Source organism: Sorangium sp. So ce726, from assembly GCF_051521405.1.
Classification (GTDB): domain Bacteria; phylum Myxococcota_A; class Polyangia; order Polyangiales; family Polyangiaceae; genus Sorangium.
In genome coordinates this window covers 10,594,160-10,609,680 of record NZ_CP150349.1, presented here as the reverse complement: position 1 = coordinate 10,609,680, position 15,521 = coordinate 10,594,160, and the positions used below count along the sequence as shown (strand labels likewise).

General features: G+C 72.9%; 13 protein-coding genes. 9 read left to right on the top strand and 4 right to left on the bottom strand.

Annotated features, from left to right (window positions below; genetic code table 11):
* The first annotated feature begins 46 nt into the window (after positions 1-46).
* Positions 47-2,290, top strand: coding sequence for a hypothetical protein (locus WME79_RS39380; RefSeq protein WP_437525644.1), 2,244 nt, complete (start codon positions 47-49; stop codon positions 2,288-2,290).
* 135 nt (positions 2,291-2,425) lie between these two features.
* On the opposite strand, the gene WME79_RS39375 is transcribed toward WME79_RS39380, so the two are convergent.
* Positions 2,426-3,262 (bottom strand): ferredoxin--NADP reductase, encoded by an 837-nt coding sequence (locus tag WME79_RS39375; RefSeq protein ID WP_437525642.1) that lies wholly within the window; start codon positions 3,260-3,262, stop codon positions 2,426-2,428.
* Between the two features lie 469 nt (positions 3,263-3,731).
* Here WME79_RS39375 and WME79_RS39370 point away from each other — a divergent pair, with 469 nt between their 5' ends.
* Entirely contained in the window at positions 3,732-7,787 is a 4,056-nt protein-coding gene (locus tag WME79_RS39370) for a hypothetical protein (RefSeq protein WP_437525641.1), read from the top strand.
* A 94-nt stretch (positions 7,788-7,881) separates the two neighbouring features.
* On the top strand, positions 7,882-8,622 hold the full coding sequence (locus tag WME79_RS39365) for a Crp/Fnr family transcriptional regulator (protein WP_437525639.1): 741 nt from the start codon (positions 7,882-7,884) through the stop codon (positions 8,620-8,622).
* Positions 8,623-8,630: 8 nt separating this feature from the next.
* Here the strand turns inward: WME79_RS39365 and WME79_RS39360 are convergent, their stop codons facing one another.
* Positions 8,631-9,272, bottom strand: coding sequence for a sigma-70 family RNA polymerase sigma factor (locus WME79_RS39360; RefSeq protein ID WP_437525637.1), 642 nt, complete (start codon positions 9,270-9,272; stop codon positions 8,631-8,633).
* Positions 9,269-9,895 carry a cupin domain-containing protein gene (locus tag WME79_RS39355; RefSeq protein ID WP_437525635.1) on the bottom strand — a complete coding sequence of 209 codons (627 nt, stop codon included), beginning with the start codon at positions 9,893-9,895 and terminating at the stop codon, positions 9,269-9,271. Before WME79_RS39355 ends, WME79_RS39360 begins: the two co-directional genes overlap by 4 nt.
* Positions 9,896-10,111: 216 nt before the next feature.
* Between WME79_RS39355 and WME79_RS39350 the strand changes: the two genes are divergently transcribed.
* The 6 genes from WME79_RS39350 to WME79_RS39325 all read left to right on the top strand — a co-directional run bounded on the left by WME79_RS39350 (position 10,112) and on the right by WME79_RS39325 (position 14,402).
* Positions 10,112-10,423, top strand: coding sequence for a hypothetical protein (locus tag WME79_RS39350; RefSeq protein WP_272103899.1), 312 nt, complete (start codon positions 10,112-10,114; stop codon positions 10,421-10,423).
* 245 nt (positions 10,424-10,668) lie between these two features.
* The gene (locus tag WME79_RS39345) at positions 10,669-11,049 is read left to right on the top strand and encodes a dihydroneopterin aldolase (RefSeq protein ID WP_437525633.1); all 381 of its coding nucleotides are present in this window, start codon (positions 10,669-10,671) and stop codon (positions 11,047-11,049) included.
* A gap of 43 nt (positions 11,050-11,092) precedes the next feature.
* Positions 11,093-11,812: a molybdopterin-dependent oxidoreductase gene (locus WME79_RS39340; RefSeq protein WP_437525631.1), complete on the top strand. Its 720-nt coding sequence runs from the start codon at positions 11,093-11,095 to the stop codon at positions 11,810-11,812.
* A 35-nt stretch (positions 11,813-11,847) separates the two neighbouring features.
* Positions 11,848-12,237, top strand: coding sequence for a YidH family protein (locus WME79_RS39335; RefSeq protein ID WP_437525629.1), 390 nt, complete (start codon positions 11,848-11,850; stop codon positions 12,235-12,237).
* A gap of 413 nt (positions 12,238-12,650) precedes the next feature.
* Positions 12,651-13,664 (top strand): hypothetical protein, encoded by a 1,014-nt coding sequence (locus WME79_RS39330; protein ID WP_437525627.1) that lies wholly within the window; start codon positions 12,651-12,653, stop codon positions 13,662-13,664.
* A 159-nt stretch (positions 13,665-13,823) separates the two neighbouring features.
* Positions 13,824-14,402 (top strand): hypothetical protein, encoded by a 579-nt coding sequence (locus WME79_RS39325; RefSeq protein WP_437525625.1) that lies wholly within the window; start codon positions 13,824-13,826, stop codon positions 14,400-14,402.
* A gap of 24 nt (positions 14,403-14,426) precedes the next feature.
* On the opposite strand, the gene WME79_RS39320 is transcribed toward WME79_RS39325, so the two are convergent.
* A complete protein-coding gene (locus tag WME79_RS39320; RefSeq protein WP_437525623.1) occupies positions 14,427-15,515 on the bottom strand; it encodes an AAA family ATPase in 1,089 nt (362 codons plus the stop codon).
* Between the last annotated feature and the right edge of the window lie 6 nt (positions 15,516-15,521).

Below are 15,521 nucleotides of genomic sequence, written 5' to 3'. Positions count from 1 at the left end.
GCGCTTTGTGGACTCCGGGCCCCCAGAGCCGTAAGAGGACGGAACCATGACGAAGGAGTCCTCCCTCGCCGCCGCAGGCTCGCCGCGGCACGCCGCCCCCGCGCTCCATCCCGCCCTGGTGCTGAGCGCCTACCTCGAGCCGCTCGTGCGCGGCCGGCGGGTCGCGGTGCTGGGTGACGCCACCATCGGCCTCGCCGACCGGCTGCTCCAGCGCGGAGCCCGCCTCGTCCATGCCTATGACCCGGACGCCGCGCGCGTCGCGGAGAAGCTCGCGCGGACGGCGCCCACCCGGCAGCCGCACCCGAACGTCGGCGTGTTCGATGGCGACCTCGGCGTGCGCGACGGCGCCTTCGACACCCTCGTCATCCCCGATCTCTCCATCTTCGGCGATCCCGCCGAGGTCGTCCGGCGCGCCCGACGCCTCACCGCCGCGAGCGGCGTCGCCGTCATCGCGTCGCCGAACCCGGACGCCGCGCGGGGCCTGCTCCCCGCGGGCGCGCGCCGCGGCGCGGCGCCCGGCTACTACGCGCTCTACGACCTCGTGGCGCTCCAGTTCAAGCAGGTGCGGATGGTCGGCCAGGCGCCGTTCGTCGGCTATACGGTCGCGGAGTTCGCGCCGAAGGGCGAGCCCGAGGTGAGCGTGGACACGTCGATCCTCGACGCGTCCGAGGAGCCCGAGTGGTTCATCGCCGTGGCCGGCGAGCGCCTGCCCAGGCTCGACGCGTTCGCCGTGATCGAGCTGCCGTTCGCCGACTTCCCGGGCGCGAGCGCCGGCCCGTCGCCCGAGGCGCTCAACGAGGCCGAGGGCCGCGCGCAGCGGCTCGGGGGCGAGCTTGCGGAGCTGCGCACCCGGCACCAGCGAGACCGCGAGGACGCCGGGGTCCGCGCCGAGAGCGCGGTCGCCACGGCCGCGCGCCTCGCCGAGGTGGAGGGCGAGCTCGAGGCCAGGGCAACGCGCCTCCGGGACGTCGAGGCCAGGGCGGGCGACGCCCACGTCCGGGCCGAGCGCCTGTCGCACCAGATCCGCGACATGGAGGAGGAGCTCCGCAGCCAGCGCGATCGCGCGACCCGGCTCGCCAAGCAGCTCGACGACGAGAAGCGGGTGCGGACCAAGGTCGAGCTCGAGCTCGGCATGATCCGCAACAAGCCGGAGATCGCCGGCGCCCGCGACCGCCTCGACGCCGCGACGGCCGACCTTGAGGCCGCGCGCGTCCGGATCGCCGAGCTCGAGGCGCGGCCCGCCGTGGCGGGGCCCGACCCGGCGCTCGCGGCGCGCGTGGAGGAGCTCGAGGCCGCCGCCGCGGGGGGGCGGCGGGAGCTCTCGAAGCTCACGTCGGAGCGGGACACGGCGCGCAGGCGCGCGCAGGAGAGCGAGCGCGCGCTGGAGGAGGCGCGGCGCGCGGCGGGGAGGGTCGAGGAGCTGGAGGCCGCCCGCGCCGAGCTCGCGCGCGACCGCGACCGGCAGAAGGAGCGGGCGGACCGGAACGAGCGCGAGAGCCGCGCGCTGGAGGACCAGCGGAGCGCCCTCGACGCGCGCAGGCTGCTGCTCGAGGCGCGGATCGTGGAGCTCGAGCAGACCGTCGTCGCGCTGGAGCAGCGGGCGTCCGAGCTCGAGAAGCGCGACGCTGGCGAGGCGGCGGCCGCGGAGATCGCGGGCCTCGAGGAGGCGCTGCGCGACCGGGGCCACGTCATCGCGTCGCTCATGGCGCAGCTGCGCGAGAGCGAGCGGGTGGGCAAGGAGCTCGTCGACGAGCTCGGGACGGTCTTCGCGTCGGCGTCGGCCGACCACGGCGGGCCGGGCCAGGCGTCGGACGGCGGGCAGGGCGGAGCGCTCTCGGGGCAGGGCGGGCCGGGCAGCGCGGTGGAGGCGCTGCGGCAGCAGCTCGACGCGCTGGCGCGGAGCGCCGCGTCGAGCGAGGCCGACCTGCGCGCCGCGGGATGGAAGATCGCGCAGCTCGAGCGCGAGCTGACCGAGGCGCGCGACACGTCCGGCTCTCCGCCGGCGCTCCACGAGGAGCTCGAGCAGGCGCTCGTCGCCGCGCAGGCGGAGATCGCGGCGCTGCGCCGGGCGGCGGAGCGGGAGGACGTGGCCGTGGCGCGCGAGGACGTGGCCGTGGTGCGCGAGGACGTGGCCGTGGTGCGCGAGGACGTGGCCGTGGTGCGCGAGGACGTGGCTGGCGCGCGCGGGGATGTGGCTGTCGTGCGCGACGATGTCGGCGTGCCGCCCGAGGTGATCGAACAGACGGTGCTCCTCCAGCAGGTCGCCAGCGCTGTCGAAGCGAGCGTGTGAGCCGCGGTCTGGACCGGGGAGGGCGGTGGCCCCGGTCCAGATCCGACGACGTCGCCTGCGCGTCGCATCGACCCGCGCGTCAGCCGTGACGCCGACGCAGGGTCCCGGGCGCAGCCCGACGCGCGGCGCGCGACGTCACGCCGGGCCGGACAGGTTCGTGCTCTCGGCCGGCGACGCGCTGGCGAGCGGGGAGCGCTTCTCGCCCGCGAAGGCCTTCTCCACGAGGTAGTCGCCCGGCTCGCCGCTGTTGCCCTCCTCGAAGCCGCGCGACTCCAGGAGCGCGGCGGTGTCGGCGAGCATCTCCGAGCTGCCGCAGAGCATCAGCCGGTCGTGCGCGGGGTCGAGCGTGGGCAGCGCCAGATCGGCGAAGATGCGGCCGGACTCGATGAGCGTGGTGATCCGGCCCTCGGTCTTGAACGCCTCGCGGGTGACGGACGGGTAGTAGAGGAGCTTGGGCCCCACGATCTCGCCGAGCAGCTCGTCCACCGCGAGCTCTTGCTCGAGGTATCGCGCGTACGCGAGGTCCTGCACGCGGCGGCACGTGTGCGTGATGACCACGCGCTCGAAGCGCTCGTACGTCTCGGGGTCCTTGATGACGCTGAGGAACGGCGCCAGTCCGGTCCCGGTCGCCAGGAGCCACAGGGTCCGGCCCGGCCGCAGGTTGCCGATCGTGAGCGTGCCCGTCGCGCGCTTACCGACGAGGATCGTCTCGCCGACGGCGATGTGCTGCAGGCGCGAGGTCAGCGGGCCGTTCGGCACCTTGATCGAGAAGAACTCGAGCGTCTCCTCGTGGTTTGCGCTCGCGAGGGAGTACGCGCGGACGAGCGGCTTGCCCGCGACCAGGAGCCCCATCATGCAGAACTGCCCGTTCGCGAAGCGGAAGCTCGGCGAGCGGGTGGTCTTGAGCGTGAAGAGCTTGTCCGTCCAGTGGTGGACCTCAAGCACCGTCTCTTCTGTGTAACCGGGTACCATGTCGTTCATCCTTGTCGGTGCGAAAGCATCGCGGCGAGGTGGTTCGAAAGAGCGCGCCCCCGATCAAGACAGCGGGGCGGCGCCGCGGTGCGCGAGTGCGCCGAGCTCTACAGCAACATCGTTTTCCATCCGTTCGCCGCTTCACATAGCAATGATGCTAATGATAATCAAGATCATCATCGGCCCGTAGCGCGGTCGTCGATGGCTCCGTGGAGCGTCGCCACGTTGTCGCGCACGACCTCGTGGAGCGTCGTCCTCCAGGGGCGACGGCGCTCCTTGGCCTCTAGGGGCGAAGGCGCTCCTTGGCGATGCCCGTGGAGCCGCTGACCACACGGCGCGGAGACCGCACGCCGCGAGCCAGGCGACGACGGCGGGCCGGGCGGGGGCTCACGGGGCCGGGCGGTCAGGAGCGCGGCCGCCGCGCGGCGTCTCTGTGCGCACGCGGTCGCTCGCGCTAAGGACCGGGCCGATGCGCGCTCCTCGCTCCCTCTCCACGCTCGTCCGGCTCGCCGGCGCCGCCGCCCTGGCCCTCGCGCTCGGCGCCTGCGGCGCGGTCACCGCGCCTGGCGCGAAAGACCCCATCGCCTCGCTCCGCGACGCTGGTGCGCATTCGACCGACGGCGAGGTCGTCGGCCGCTGGCTCCTCGGAGAGCTCCTGGTCCCGGGCGGCACGCCTGCCGGCGCCAGGGAGGCGCGCAAACGCCTGGAGGGGATCGGCGCGAAATCGATGCTCGCGTCGCTCGGTCGCGCGATCGACGACCAGGGGCACGGCCGCAATGCGCGCGCGGCGGCGGCCTACCTCGATGCGCTGGACGCCGCCCGGGTGAGCGCGCACCCCGACGCCGCCCTCGTGGGCTGGTTCGCCGCGAACCGCTTGCTCGGCCTGCGATCCAGCGTCGCGGGCCTCTGGAAGAAGTCCCGCGAGGTCGTCCTGCGCGCCATCGACCACCCGAGCAAGCTCGGCTGGCGCGCGCGCGGAGAGCTCGTCGAGTGGTGGAGCCTCGACGGGTTGCCCGACGAGGCCGCCGCGGCGCGCCCGGCCGGCGCCGGCGCCGCCGGGACCGCCGACAAGGCCGGCGCCGCGCCCGCCGTGCCGCTCATCGACCTCGCGGCGCGCCGCTACGGGTGCATCGAGAACGCCCGCTTCGCCGGCCCGTTTGGCCACCTGGCCGCGAGCGACCACCGCGTCCACTACGAGGCGGAGCGCGCCGGCCCCTGGCCTCCCGTGTTCCCGCGCGATCCCCACCGCGCCGACGCGCCGCGCGTGCTCGGCGCCGAGCGCCGCGGCTGCCAGCTCTCGGCCGTCGCGCCGGAGGGGCCGGGCGAGGGCGGGGCCAAGGGAGGCATCTTCTACGTCGAGACCTTCGTCGACCTGCCCGCCGAGCGCGAGATGCTCGTCGCCGTCCAGGGGGCCTACGCCATCCTCGTCGACGACGTCGAGGTGCTGACCCGCGACACGAAGCAGTGGGGGATCTGGCCCCGCTTCGGCGTCCGCCTGCGCCTCGGCTCCGGCCGGCACCGCATCGTCGCCCGCGTCGGGGGCCGCGACACCTCCATCCGCCTGCTCGCGCCCGACGGCACGCCCCTCGGCGTGGCCACCTCCGCCGACCCGACGCCGCCCTATTCGCTCGTCCCGCCCGAGGTCCTGCCGGATCCCAACCCCATCGAGCCGTTCCTCACGGCGCTCGGCGTGCCGCCGCAGCCCGCGTCGAAGGTGGCGCGCGCGCTCGGCCTGCGCGGCGCGCCCCCCACCGAGCGCGACGTCAACGATCCGATCGCCCGGTACCTCGCCGCGACCATCGCGCACCTCGAGGGCCAGGACGACGTGAGCGCCGTGCTGATCGAGCCGCTCGTGGCCGATCCGGCGCGCGCCACCGGCCCCGCGCTCGCGGCCCAGGCGGTCTTCCTCGAGAAGGACCCGATCTTCCCGGCGTCCGACGGGCAAGACCTCGTGAAGGACGTGCGCGCGCGCGCCGCGGAGAAGGACCCGGAGCTCTGGTACCCCCGCCTCTGGCTCGCCCTCGAGGAGGCCGACAAGGTCGGCCTGTCCGAGATGACCCGCACGATCGAGGCCCTCGCCGACCGCTTCCGCGAGGTGCCTGACCTCCTGAAGACGCTCGCCGGGATGTACTCGCGGCTCGGCTGGCGCGTCGAGCACGTCCGCACCGTGAAGGAGGCCGCCGCGCGCTTCCCGGACGACGTCGAGGTGCTGGGCGCGCTCCTCCGGATCCACGACGGCGACGGGCACATCGCGCAGGCCGACGCCCTCGCCGCGCGCATCCGGGAGCTCGATCCCGACGCGGAGATCGAGCTGGAGAGGGCGATCGATCGCCGCGACTACGCGGCGGCGATCAAGGAGCTCCAGCGCCTCGGCTCCGCCCGCAAGGACCGCAAGGACATCGCCGCGCGCATCGCCGACCTCCTGACCCGCGCCGGCAAGCGCGCCGAGTCGTTCGAGCAGCTCGAGCGCGCGCTCGCGAAGTCGCCGGACGACGCCGACGCGCGCCTCGCGCTCGCGGACGCGCGCTTCGCGCGGGGAGAGCGCGACGCGCTCCAGAAGGCGCTCATCGAGGCGATCCGCACGGGCGCGGACACCTCGGGGCTGCGCGACGCGATCGAGCTGCTCGACGGCACGACGGAGCTCAGCCCGTACCGGCTGGACTCGAAGAAGGTGATCGCCGAGCACGAGGCCTCGGGCGAGGTCATGCCGGGCACGGCGGCGCGCGTGCTCGACTATGCGGCCATGTGGGTGCACGAGGACGGCTCGGCGCGGATGCTCCAGCACGAGATCATCCGGATCCAGTCGCGGGAGGCCATCCAGGAGCACGCCGAGCAGCGCATGCCCGAGGGGCTCGTGCTCAAGCTCCGCACGATCAAGCGCGACGGGTCGATCCACGAGCCGGAGTTCATCGAGGACAAGCCGACCGTGACGATGCCCCACCTCGAGGTGGGCGACTACATCGAGGTGGAGAACCTGTTCGTGCTGCGCGGCGACGGGCAGGGGGGCCTCACGTTCCAGGGCCCGCGCTGGTTCTTCCGCGAGGAGAAGGTCCCTTACTGGCGCAGCGAGTTCATCGTCGTGTCGCCGAAGAGCCGGCCGCTCGACGTCGAGGCCTCCGGCCCCGTCCCGGCGCCGGAGATCGTCGAGTCCGGCGCGCTCGTCACGCGCCGCTACCGGGTCGACAAGAGCCCCGCGCTCCCGGAGGAGCCGGCGAGCGCGCCGATCTCGGAGTTCCTTCCGAACATCCGCATCGGCTGGGGCATCCGCCTGGACAGCACGATCGCGCGCATGGTCGACGCGGCAGCCGACGAGACGCCGCGCGATCCGCGGCTCGTGCGCATCGCGCGGGCGATCGCACGTACGCCGCGTACGCCGCTCGCGCCGCGCTCGCCGGACGCGGGCGGCGGCGAGCAGGGGAAGGCCGCCGGCGCCGCGCAGGACGCGCGCGGCGAGGGCGGGGGAGCGGCGCCGTCGAAGGATGAGCAGGCGCGCCGGATCTACCGGTGGGTGCTCGCCAACGTGGAGCCGGGGCGCGAGGACGACGGCCGCCGGGTCGTCATCGGCAAGAGCGGCAACCGGACCGAGGCGTTCCTCTACCTGTGCCGTCTGGTCGGCATCGACGCAGGCTACGGCGTCGTGAGCGACCGGCTCACCGCGCCGCCGCGCGGGCCCATGAGCGAGGCCGAGACGTTCAACGCGCTCGCCGTCCGCCTCGACACCGGGGACAAGCCCGGCGCGGGCGCGGTCCGCTGGATGTTCGTGCGCGACAAGTTCGCGCCGTACGGCTACCTGCCGAGCTCCCTCCGCGGGCAGCCGGCGATCGTGCTGAAGCCCGGGACGCCGCGCGAGGTGACGCCCTCGTCCGGCGCGCACGACGGCGTGGTCACGGAGGGCGTCGCCGAGGTGGCGAGGGACGGCTCGGCGTCGCTGGCGATCGAGCAGCGCTACGAGGGCAAGCTCGCGATCGCGCTGCGCTCGGCGCTGGAGTCGCTCCCCGACGCCCAGCTCCGGGACGCCGTCGAGTCGCGCCTCCTGCCGCAGATGGTGCCGGGGGCGCGGCTCCAGGAGATCGAGATCAAGGAGCTGAGCGAGATCGATCGGCCGCTCACGCTGAAGATGAAGATCGCCGCCGCGAGCTTCGCGCGCGCGCAGGGAGGGGAGCTGGTCATCACGCCGCCGTTTGGCGTTCGCGTGGCCAGCCTCGCCAGCCTGCCGGTCCGGGAGACGCCGCTCTACCTGTCGGAGCAGATCGCGACGCGCTCGGAGGTGCGGCTCCGCGTCAAGCTCCCCGCGGGCGCGCGCGTGGTCACGAAGCTCGCTCCGTCGACGGCGGACGACGAGGGGCGCGCCGTGCGGGTGAACGATCGCGTGGACGGGGGCGCGCTGGTCCTCGATCGCTTCCTCGAGCTGCCCGCGGGCCGCGTGCAGCCCGATGCCTATACGAAGTTCCAGCAGTTCGCCCGCGCGGCGGACAGCGCGCTCGACCGGGACATCGTCGTGCAGCTCGACCGCGACGGACGCTGAGCGAGGCGCTCCGCTCACCCCGCGCCGGGCCTCCGTCGCAGGGGATTCCTGTGTGTCAACGCACGCAGTATGGATTACTCTTTTCTTCCCTACTGTGAGCGATCTGGATTCCCAGTACGCGCAGGATGCTGGCCGCCAGCCCACGGATCCCGTGAAGGCCCGGGTGGCGCGCGCCTTCCGGCTCTCCTCGCTGTTCGCGCAGGTGGATCGCGAGGTACGGGAGGCGGTCACGGACGCCGCGGCGCTCGAGGTGGTGGCGTCCGACGCGGCGATCTTCGAGCAGGGGGCCCCCGCGGACACGCTGGTGGTGCTCGGCCGGGGGCGCGCGCGCGTCGAGCGCGTCAACGGGGCGGGGGCCGCGTTCCCGCTCAGCTACCGCGGTACGGGCGATGTGCTCGGCGAGTCGTGCCTCGGGGGGCTGGAGACGCGGACAGAGCGGGCGATCGCGATGGATGAGGCCGAGGTGGTCCGGGTGCCGCTCGCCCTCGTCCGCGAGCTCTGCGCCCAGCACCCGAGGCTCGGGGGCGCGGTGTTCGCGCTGCTGGTCGCGCGGCAGCGGGAGACCGAGGACCGGATCGAGTCGATGCTGTTCAAGAACGTGGGAGGGCGCCTCGCCGAGTTCCTCCTGCACGCGGCGGAGCGGTGGGGCGTGCCGACGCCGCGGGGGACGCTGATCTCGGCGCCGATCACGCACGCGGAGATCGCCCAGGTGATCGGGTCGACCCGCGAGACGGTGACGCTGACGCTCGGCGCGTTCCGGAAGGAGGGGGTGCTCGACGCGGCGGGGCGGCGCCTCATCGTGAAGGACCGCGAGGCGCTCGCCCGCAAGCGCTAGGGGCGGCGTCAGCCTGCCGCGGTGCGCGGCTGCTCCTGGAGCGTGGCGCGCAGCTTCTCCAGCGCGCGCGAGAGGCGGGATTTGACGGTGCCCACCGGCACCGCGAGGCGCTCGCCGATCTCCACGAGGGAGAGCCCCTCGAAATAGGCGAGCTCGAGCACCGTGCGCTGGTCCTCCTGGAGCGCGGCCACGACGCGCCTCACGCGGGCGCAGTCGGAGCCGAGCGCCGGGTCGAGGCCACCGAGGTCGGCCGGGGCGTCGTTCTCCTCGCCGTCCGAGACCAGGCGGAGCTGCCGTGCCGATCGGAGCCGGTCGAGCGCGCGGCTGCGCAGGCGCATCATGAGCCAGGTGCGGGCCGACCCGCGGAGCGGCTCGTAGGTGTGGGCCTTTCGCCAGACCTCCAGGCAGCAGTCGTGGACGAGATCCTCGGCTTCGGCGGGGCTCCCGAGCACCCGCTGGGCGAGCGCGAGGAGCGCGGGCGCGTACCGGTCGTAGAGGACGGCGAGGGCCTCCCGGTCGCCGCCGGCGATGCGGGCGACGAGCTCCTCGTCGCTGCCAGGCGCCGCCCTCGGCGCGGAAGGGGCCGCGACGTGAGCCGGCGGCGCCTCGTGAGCGGGCGCGGGCGCGGGCCCGGGGCTCGCGGCGATCAAAGCGCCACCTCGATGCCGCCCTCGCCGACGATCGCGCACAGGCACGGCGCGTCGCCGACGACCGTCGGGATGGCGTGGATCGAGCCGGCGGGGCTGTGGAGCTCCTCCCCGGCGCGGACGACGCGCCCGTCGTCCACGGCGAAGGCGCCCTCGAAGACGAGGATGCGCTCGTCGCCCAGGTGGCGATGGCGCGGGATGCCCCCGCCTGGCTCGAGGCAGACGAGGATCGCGCTCGTGGTCGCGCGGCGCGGGCCGGTCGCGAGCGGCAGGACGCGCATGCCCGGCAGCAGGGCGTTCATCGCCTCCGGCTCGGACAGCGCGTGGAGGGCGCGCCGGGCGTCGTCCGGCGCGACGTCGATGAGGGCGGCGAGGCGCGGCGCCATCGGGGTGAACCGCTCCAGGCGATCCACCGAGGCAAAGAGCCGCGCGCGCAGGCGGCCCTCCGGCGGGACCGGCGGCAGCGCCAGGGCGACGGTCGCGACGGCGGCCTCCGCGTCGGCGAGCCGGCGCGCGCAGTCGCTGCAGGCGCCGAGGTGCGCTTCGACCTCGGCGTCGCGCGCCCATCCTGCGCGGGCGAGGAGCGCGTCCTCCAACGGATCATCCAGGTGTCCAGTGAGCATCATCGGCGCCGCTCCTTTGAGGCGAGGTTGTGCCCCTGGATGAGTACGCGGGGGAAGGGCGAGCGGTTCCAGCGGACGTGGCGGGACGCCCCGGACACGCGCCGGTGACGGCCGAGCAGTCGGCGCGCTCTGCGCCGGCGCGCGCGCCGTTCCCAGTTGACGTGGCGCACGAAGCGTCGATACGCCTTCGCGAGTCGACCCCGCAGGAAAGGACCGCCCATGCCGAAGCTCAGCTCCGGGACAGCCATCGCCGTCGCATTTCTTTTCGGTTGCTCCGCGTCGTACGTCGCGCCGCGCTTCCTGGTGCCGCCGGTGCAGGCGGGGACCGATCCGCCCCGGTGGGAGGTTCGGTGCGTGGACGTGGAGACCGCGCGCGTCAGCGACAGTCAGGTGATCGAGGTGACCACCACGTCCGGATGGAACCCGGTCCTCAAGCGGTTCGGGCAGGAAGGCTGGGAGCCGGTGCAGTTCCTGCGCAGCGAGATGTCCGGGAAGATCGACGCCGTGTGCTTCAAGCGGCCTCTCCTCTGACGGGCCGCACGTGGCGCACGTGGCGCGCAGCCGCCGCGCGCCTGGAGGGCGGTCGCGCCGGGAAGGCCGCCCGCGCCGGGACACGCCGCGACGGCCGCCGCGCGCCGGGAAGGCCGCCCGCGACGGGAAGGCTGCTGCGCGCCATGACGGCCGCCACACGCCAGGGAAGCCGCGGCGAGCGGGCGAGGCTGCCGCCTGGCATTCTTGCGGCGGAAGCCGGCCGGAAGGCGTGCTAGGGGGCGCCGATGGAGTCCGCGATCCAGACCTACCGGATCCGCCTTGACGGCATCCGCTTTCGCGCCAAGCACGGCGTGTCTCGCGCCGAGCGCGACCTGCCCCAGGATTTCGTCGTGTGCCTGGAGGTGGAGCTCCCGATCTCGTTGTTGCCTCGAGCGGACACGCGCGCGCGCGTCTTCGATTACGACAAGCTCGCGAGCCTCGTCGTCGAATCCGGCACGAGCGCGTCGTACAAGCTGCTTGAGACGCTCGCCGAGCGCATCATCGAGCGCGTGCTCGACGACACGCCGGCCCTCCTCGTGACCGTTCAGGTCAAGAAGTTCGGCCCCCCGACGTCGGTGTCGGTAGATGCCGCATCCGTGGAGCTCTCGGGCCGCAAGGTCGGATGAGCTCGCTCTTGCAGGCTTCTTGAGCTCTCGCCATGGTCACGTCATGGCGGACGACGCAGGGCGGCGGGCGAGGTCGTTGATCGAGCGCAAGCAGGCGTTCGCCGAGCGGCAGGCGGCGCGCGGCACGGGCGCCTTCGGCGGGCTCGCGCCGATGGGCAGCGGGCCGCCGAACCGGCACGGGATGCCGAGGCTGCCGATCGGTCAGCGCGAGGTGAAGAACTGGCCGGTGCTCGATCTCGGCGATACGCCGGACATCTCGACCGAGGGCTGGCAGCTCGAGATCGACGGGCTCTGCGAGGCGCCGCGGACCTACTCCTGGGAAGAGTTCATGGCGCTGCCGCAGACGCTCGACGTGTCCGACTTCCACTGCGTGACCACCTGGAGCCGCCTGGACAACCACTGGATCGGCGTCCGGTTCGCCGACATCGCGGCGCGCGCGCGCCCGCTCGCGGACGCGCGCTTCGTGCTGATCGAGGCGAGCGACATCGCGCCCGGCACGCAGACCCCCTACACGACGAACCTGCCGCTCGAGGAGGCCATGCTGCCCGACGTGCTGCTCGTCCACACCTGGGAGGGCAAGCCGCTGCCGCGCGAGCACGGGGGCCCGGTGCGGATGATCACGCCGCAGCTCTACTCCTGGAAGGGCGCGAAGTGGGTCCGGCGGATCACGTTCACCGCGGTGGATCAGCCGGGGTTCTGGGAGGTCCGCGGCTACTCGAACACGGCGTACCCGTGGTTCGACGATCGGTACGGCCGCCGCTAAAGCGGGGCGCCGCGCGCTGAGGACGGCGAGCCACCATGCCCGGCGAGGAGAGCGTGAAGCGCACGGAGGCCTACGCGAGGGAGCACCTGGCCAACGAGCGGACGCACCTCGCCTACGTGCGCACGGCGATCGCGCTGCTCAGCTTCGGCATCACGCTCAACCGGGTCAGCCTCTACTTCCTGGAGGCGGGGCCGCCGGCCGCGCCGGGAGGGCCGCGGTCGCTGCTGCGCGAGGTCGTGGGCGTCGGCGCAGGGATGGTCGTGCTCGGGATGGCGCTCATCGCGTGGGCCGCGATGCGTTACCTGCGCGTCGCTCGCGCCATCGATCGCGGGGAGTACCGACCTGACCGGACGGCGATCCTGATCTTCACGGCGGCGCTCTTCCTGGCCGGCGCAGCGAGCATCGCCTGGCTGTTCGCCTCGTGAGCCGGAGGCGAAGCGTCCCGGCGTGATACGGCGCGACCCGGCGAGCGGGCGCGCAAGGCCGCGGACGTTCCCTCCTCGCGGCCCGGCGGAGAACACGGTGTCCATCAGCGGCTTTCCGTTGACGAGCACCGTTTTCCCTCCCTTCGACAGCGCGCCTTCCCTGCTGGAAGGCTGACTCGCCAGCCGCGCATTCTGGCGAAAACTTGCGTGACGGCGGCGGGCCCGACGCGGCATAGTGCGCGCCTCGGATGACAGGCAAACGACACCCCGGCGGATTGGGGCCGCCAGGGTGCCGGCGCCTCAGCCTCGTGCCGGAGGACTGGAGCATGGGTAGGCCCATCGCGCCTTGGTTTGTTGGTTGCATTCTTCTCATCGGCCCAGCGACGTTCTTTGCATGTGGTGACGTGCCCTATATGGGCGGAGACTGCGCGGTCACGGATGACTGCGAGTCGGACCACCAGTACGTGCCGGGCACGGTCTGCGTCGATGAGCGCTGCGTGTGCGGCGAGCCGGACAAGGTCATCTGCTGCGCGCGCGGCGAGGGGGGCTCGCGTGGCGAGCAGGACTCGGAATGTTTCAAGGCGTGCCTCACCTGCGACGAGTGCGCGGAGGGCACCGAAGAGGGCACCGAGAAGTGCTCCGGGCTGCCGGTGCCGCCCCTCGGTTGCGAGAGCGACGCGGAGTGCCCTGGCCCGCCCGACCCGCGGTGCGGCGCGGGGCGGTGCGTGGACGGCGCGTGCGCGGTGGAGATCCACGAAGGGCCGATCGAGTCGCAGATCCGGGGCGACTGCAAGATCGAGAAGTGTACAGCCGACGGCCGCGTGGTCAGCGTGGCGGCCCAGGATGTCTACGATGATGGCAACCAGTGCACCCTCGACTTCTGCGAGGTCGATGAGCCGCAGCACCTCCTGTTGAACGAGGTCACGTGCCCCGCCTCGGGCGACGGGCGGTGCCATGAGGGCGCCTGCGTGCAGTGCGTCGACACGGACGCGTCGCTGCGCTGTCCCGGCGGGCGCGCGTGTGATGGCGTCTGGTGCGTGCCGGAGCACTGCGTGAACGACGTGCAGGACGCCGGTCTCGGGGAGACCGGCTTCAACTGCGGTGGCCCGTGCCGGCCCTGCCAGGCGGGGGACCGCTGCCGCGCGGCCACGGACTGCATGAGCGGCGTGTGCACGAACGATAGCTGCATGATCCCGAGCTGCAGCGACGGGGTGAAGAACGGCCGTGAGTCTGGCGTCGACTGCGGCAAGCAGTATTGCCCGCGCTGCGAGCCGGGCAGGGGCTGCGAGACCGGCGCGGACTGCAAGAGCGGCGTGTGCTGGGCTGGCGCCTGCGAGGCCCCTACCTGCACGGACGGCGTGAAGAACGGTGACGAGGCCGGCGTCGATTGCGGCGGTGAGGGGTGCACCGGGCCGTGTCCAGCGTGAGCGTGTGAGCGTGTCGCCGGCGGCCACCTCGGAGACGGCGACTCGCCGGCGCGCGATGGGCGCAACCTCTGGACGGTACAACCCACGTCCATCAGGACGTCCCTGCCCGAATCCCGGTTGACGTCCAATTTCACCGTCAGTAGGACGGCTCGCGTCGTCATGTTGCTCGTCCGCTGGGGAAAAGGGGAGGGGACCATGGTCACACGAGTCCGGCAGAAGATCTCATGGGCGGTTGTGGTCGCCCTCGCGCTCCTCGTCGCACCGGCGCGCGCAGGAGCGGCCGAAATGAGCGCCGGTGCGAGCTTCGGGTGGATTCAGATCGGCGTCGATTCTCGCCCCGCGGTGGGTCCACAAGCGGGGATATCGTGGCCCTTCGAGCGGGACTTCTTGTTCACGGTCCACGACCTGTGCACCATCCTCCTGGCGACCCAGGACGGCGGGCTCGGTGTCTACAATCAGACATCACTCGACGTCGGAGTTGCGTGGGAGGACGGCAATTTCAGTCTGGGGCCATCGGTCGCGTTCTACGACATGCCGTCGTGCGGCGTCGCCTTGTGCGGGCGCGTGGCCGGGGTGGCGATAGGCGGGCATGCGCAGGTTAACTCGTACTTCGCAGGGTCGCTGGGCTGGTCGACGAGCGCCCATGTGCATTGGGTCGGCGGGGATAGTCCTGTGCTTCCGGGCAACGTGGCCTTCGTCGTCCTCGCTGGTCCTGTGCTTCGATGGAGCACCGAATGAACACGAGAAGACCTCGGGCGAACGTCATTCATCCTCCGCCGCGCCGCTTGCCAGCACCGTCTCTCCACCCTTCTTGCCAAGCTCGATGAGCCGGCAGGGCGTCGCCTTCCGGAGCCGCTCTGCCAGCGGGCGGGAGTGTGTCGTGATCCACAGCTGACTCCGGGATGCCGCGTGCACAAGGAGATCTCCGAGCGGCCCGAGCAGATCCGGATGCAGGCTCGTCTCCGGCTCGTTCAGCGCCATCAGCAGCGGAGGCCTCGGGCTCAGCAGCGCCGCCAGGAGGCAGAGATAGCGCGCCGTGCCGTCCGAGAACTCGCGGGCGTCGAGCGGCCGCGACATCCCTGGCAACCTGAGCTCGACGCGGAACCGCCCCTGCGTCGAGGAGACCTCGAGCGACGCGCCAGGGAACGCGCTGGAGACGGCATCCTTCAAGGCGCCCCTGTCGCCGATATCCAGGATCGTCGCCAGCGCCGCGGCCAGATCGTGGCCATCGGTGCTGAGCACCGGCGTCCGCACCCCGACCTGCTCGACCCGCAACGGCGCGCCGGAGTCGGTGCGGAAGTGGTGATAGAACCGGAAGTTCATCAGCTTTTGCCGCACCACCGAGAGCAACGGAAAGCGGTGCGGCTCCACCACCTGCGCCAGCACCGACTCCGAGCCCCAGAGCGAGAAGGGAAAGGTCACGCGATGGCCCTCCGCGTCGCGCGCGAAAGCCGAGCTCGCGGCCCGCTCAAGCATCGGCAGGCGGCGGCGCTTGTCGAGCAACCAGAGGTTCTCTTCCTTGATGTCCGGGTCCAGCTCGAACGGCCCTCCAGGCGGCGGCGTCAGCCCGCACTGAAGCTCGTAGACGAGCTGATCCAGCCGCACCCGCAGCGTCATCCGCACGGGGCCTTTGCTGCGCTGGCCGGCCCAGAGCACCGAGGGCATCCCGCCCTCCTCGGCCAGCGTGCGCGCGAAGGTCCCGCTCGCCGCGGCGCCGAGCAGCACCATGGTGCGATAGAGGTTGGTCTTGCCGACGCCGTTCGGTCCGACGATGACATTGACCTGCGCGAGGGGGAGCGTCAGCTCACGGATCGAGCGGTATCCGGCGACATGGAGCTCCTGGACCGTCATCCCGCC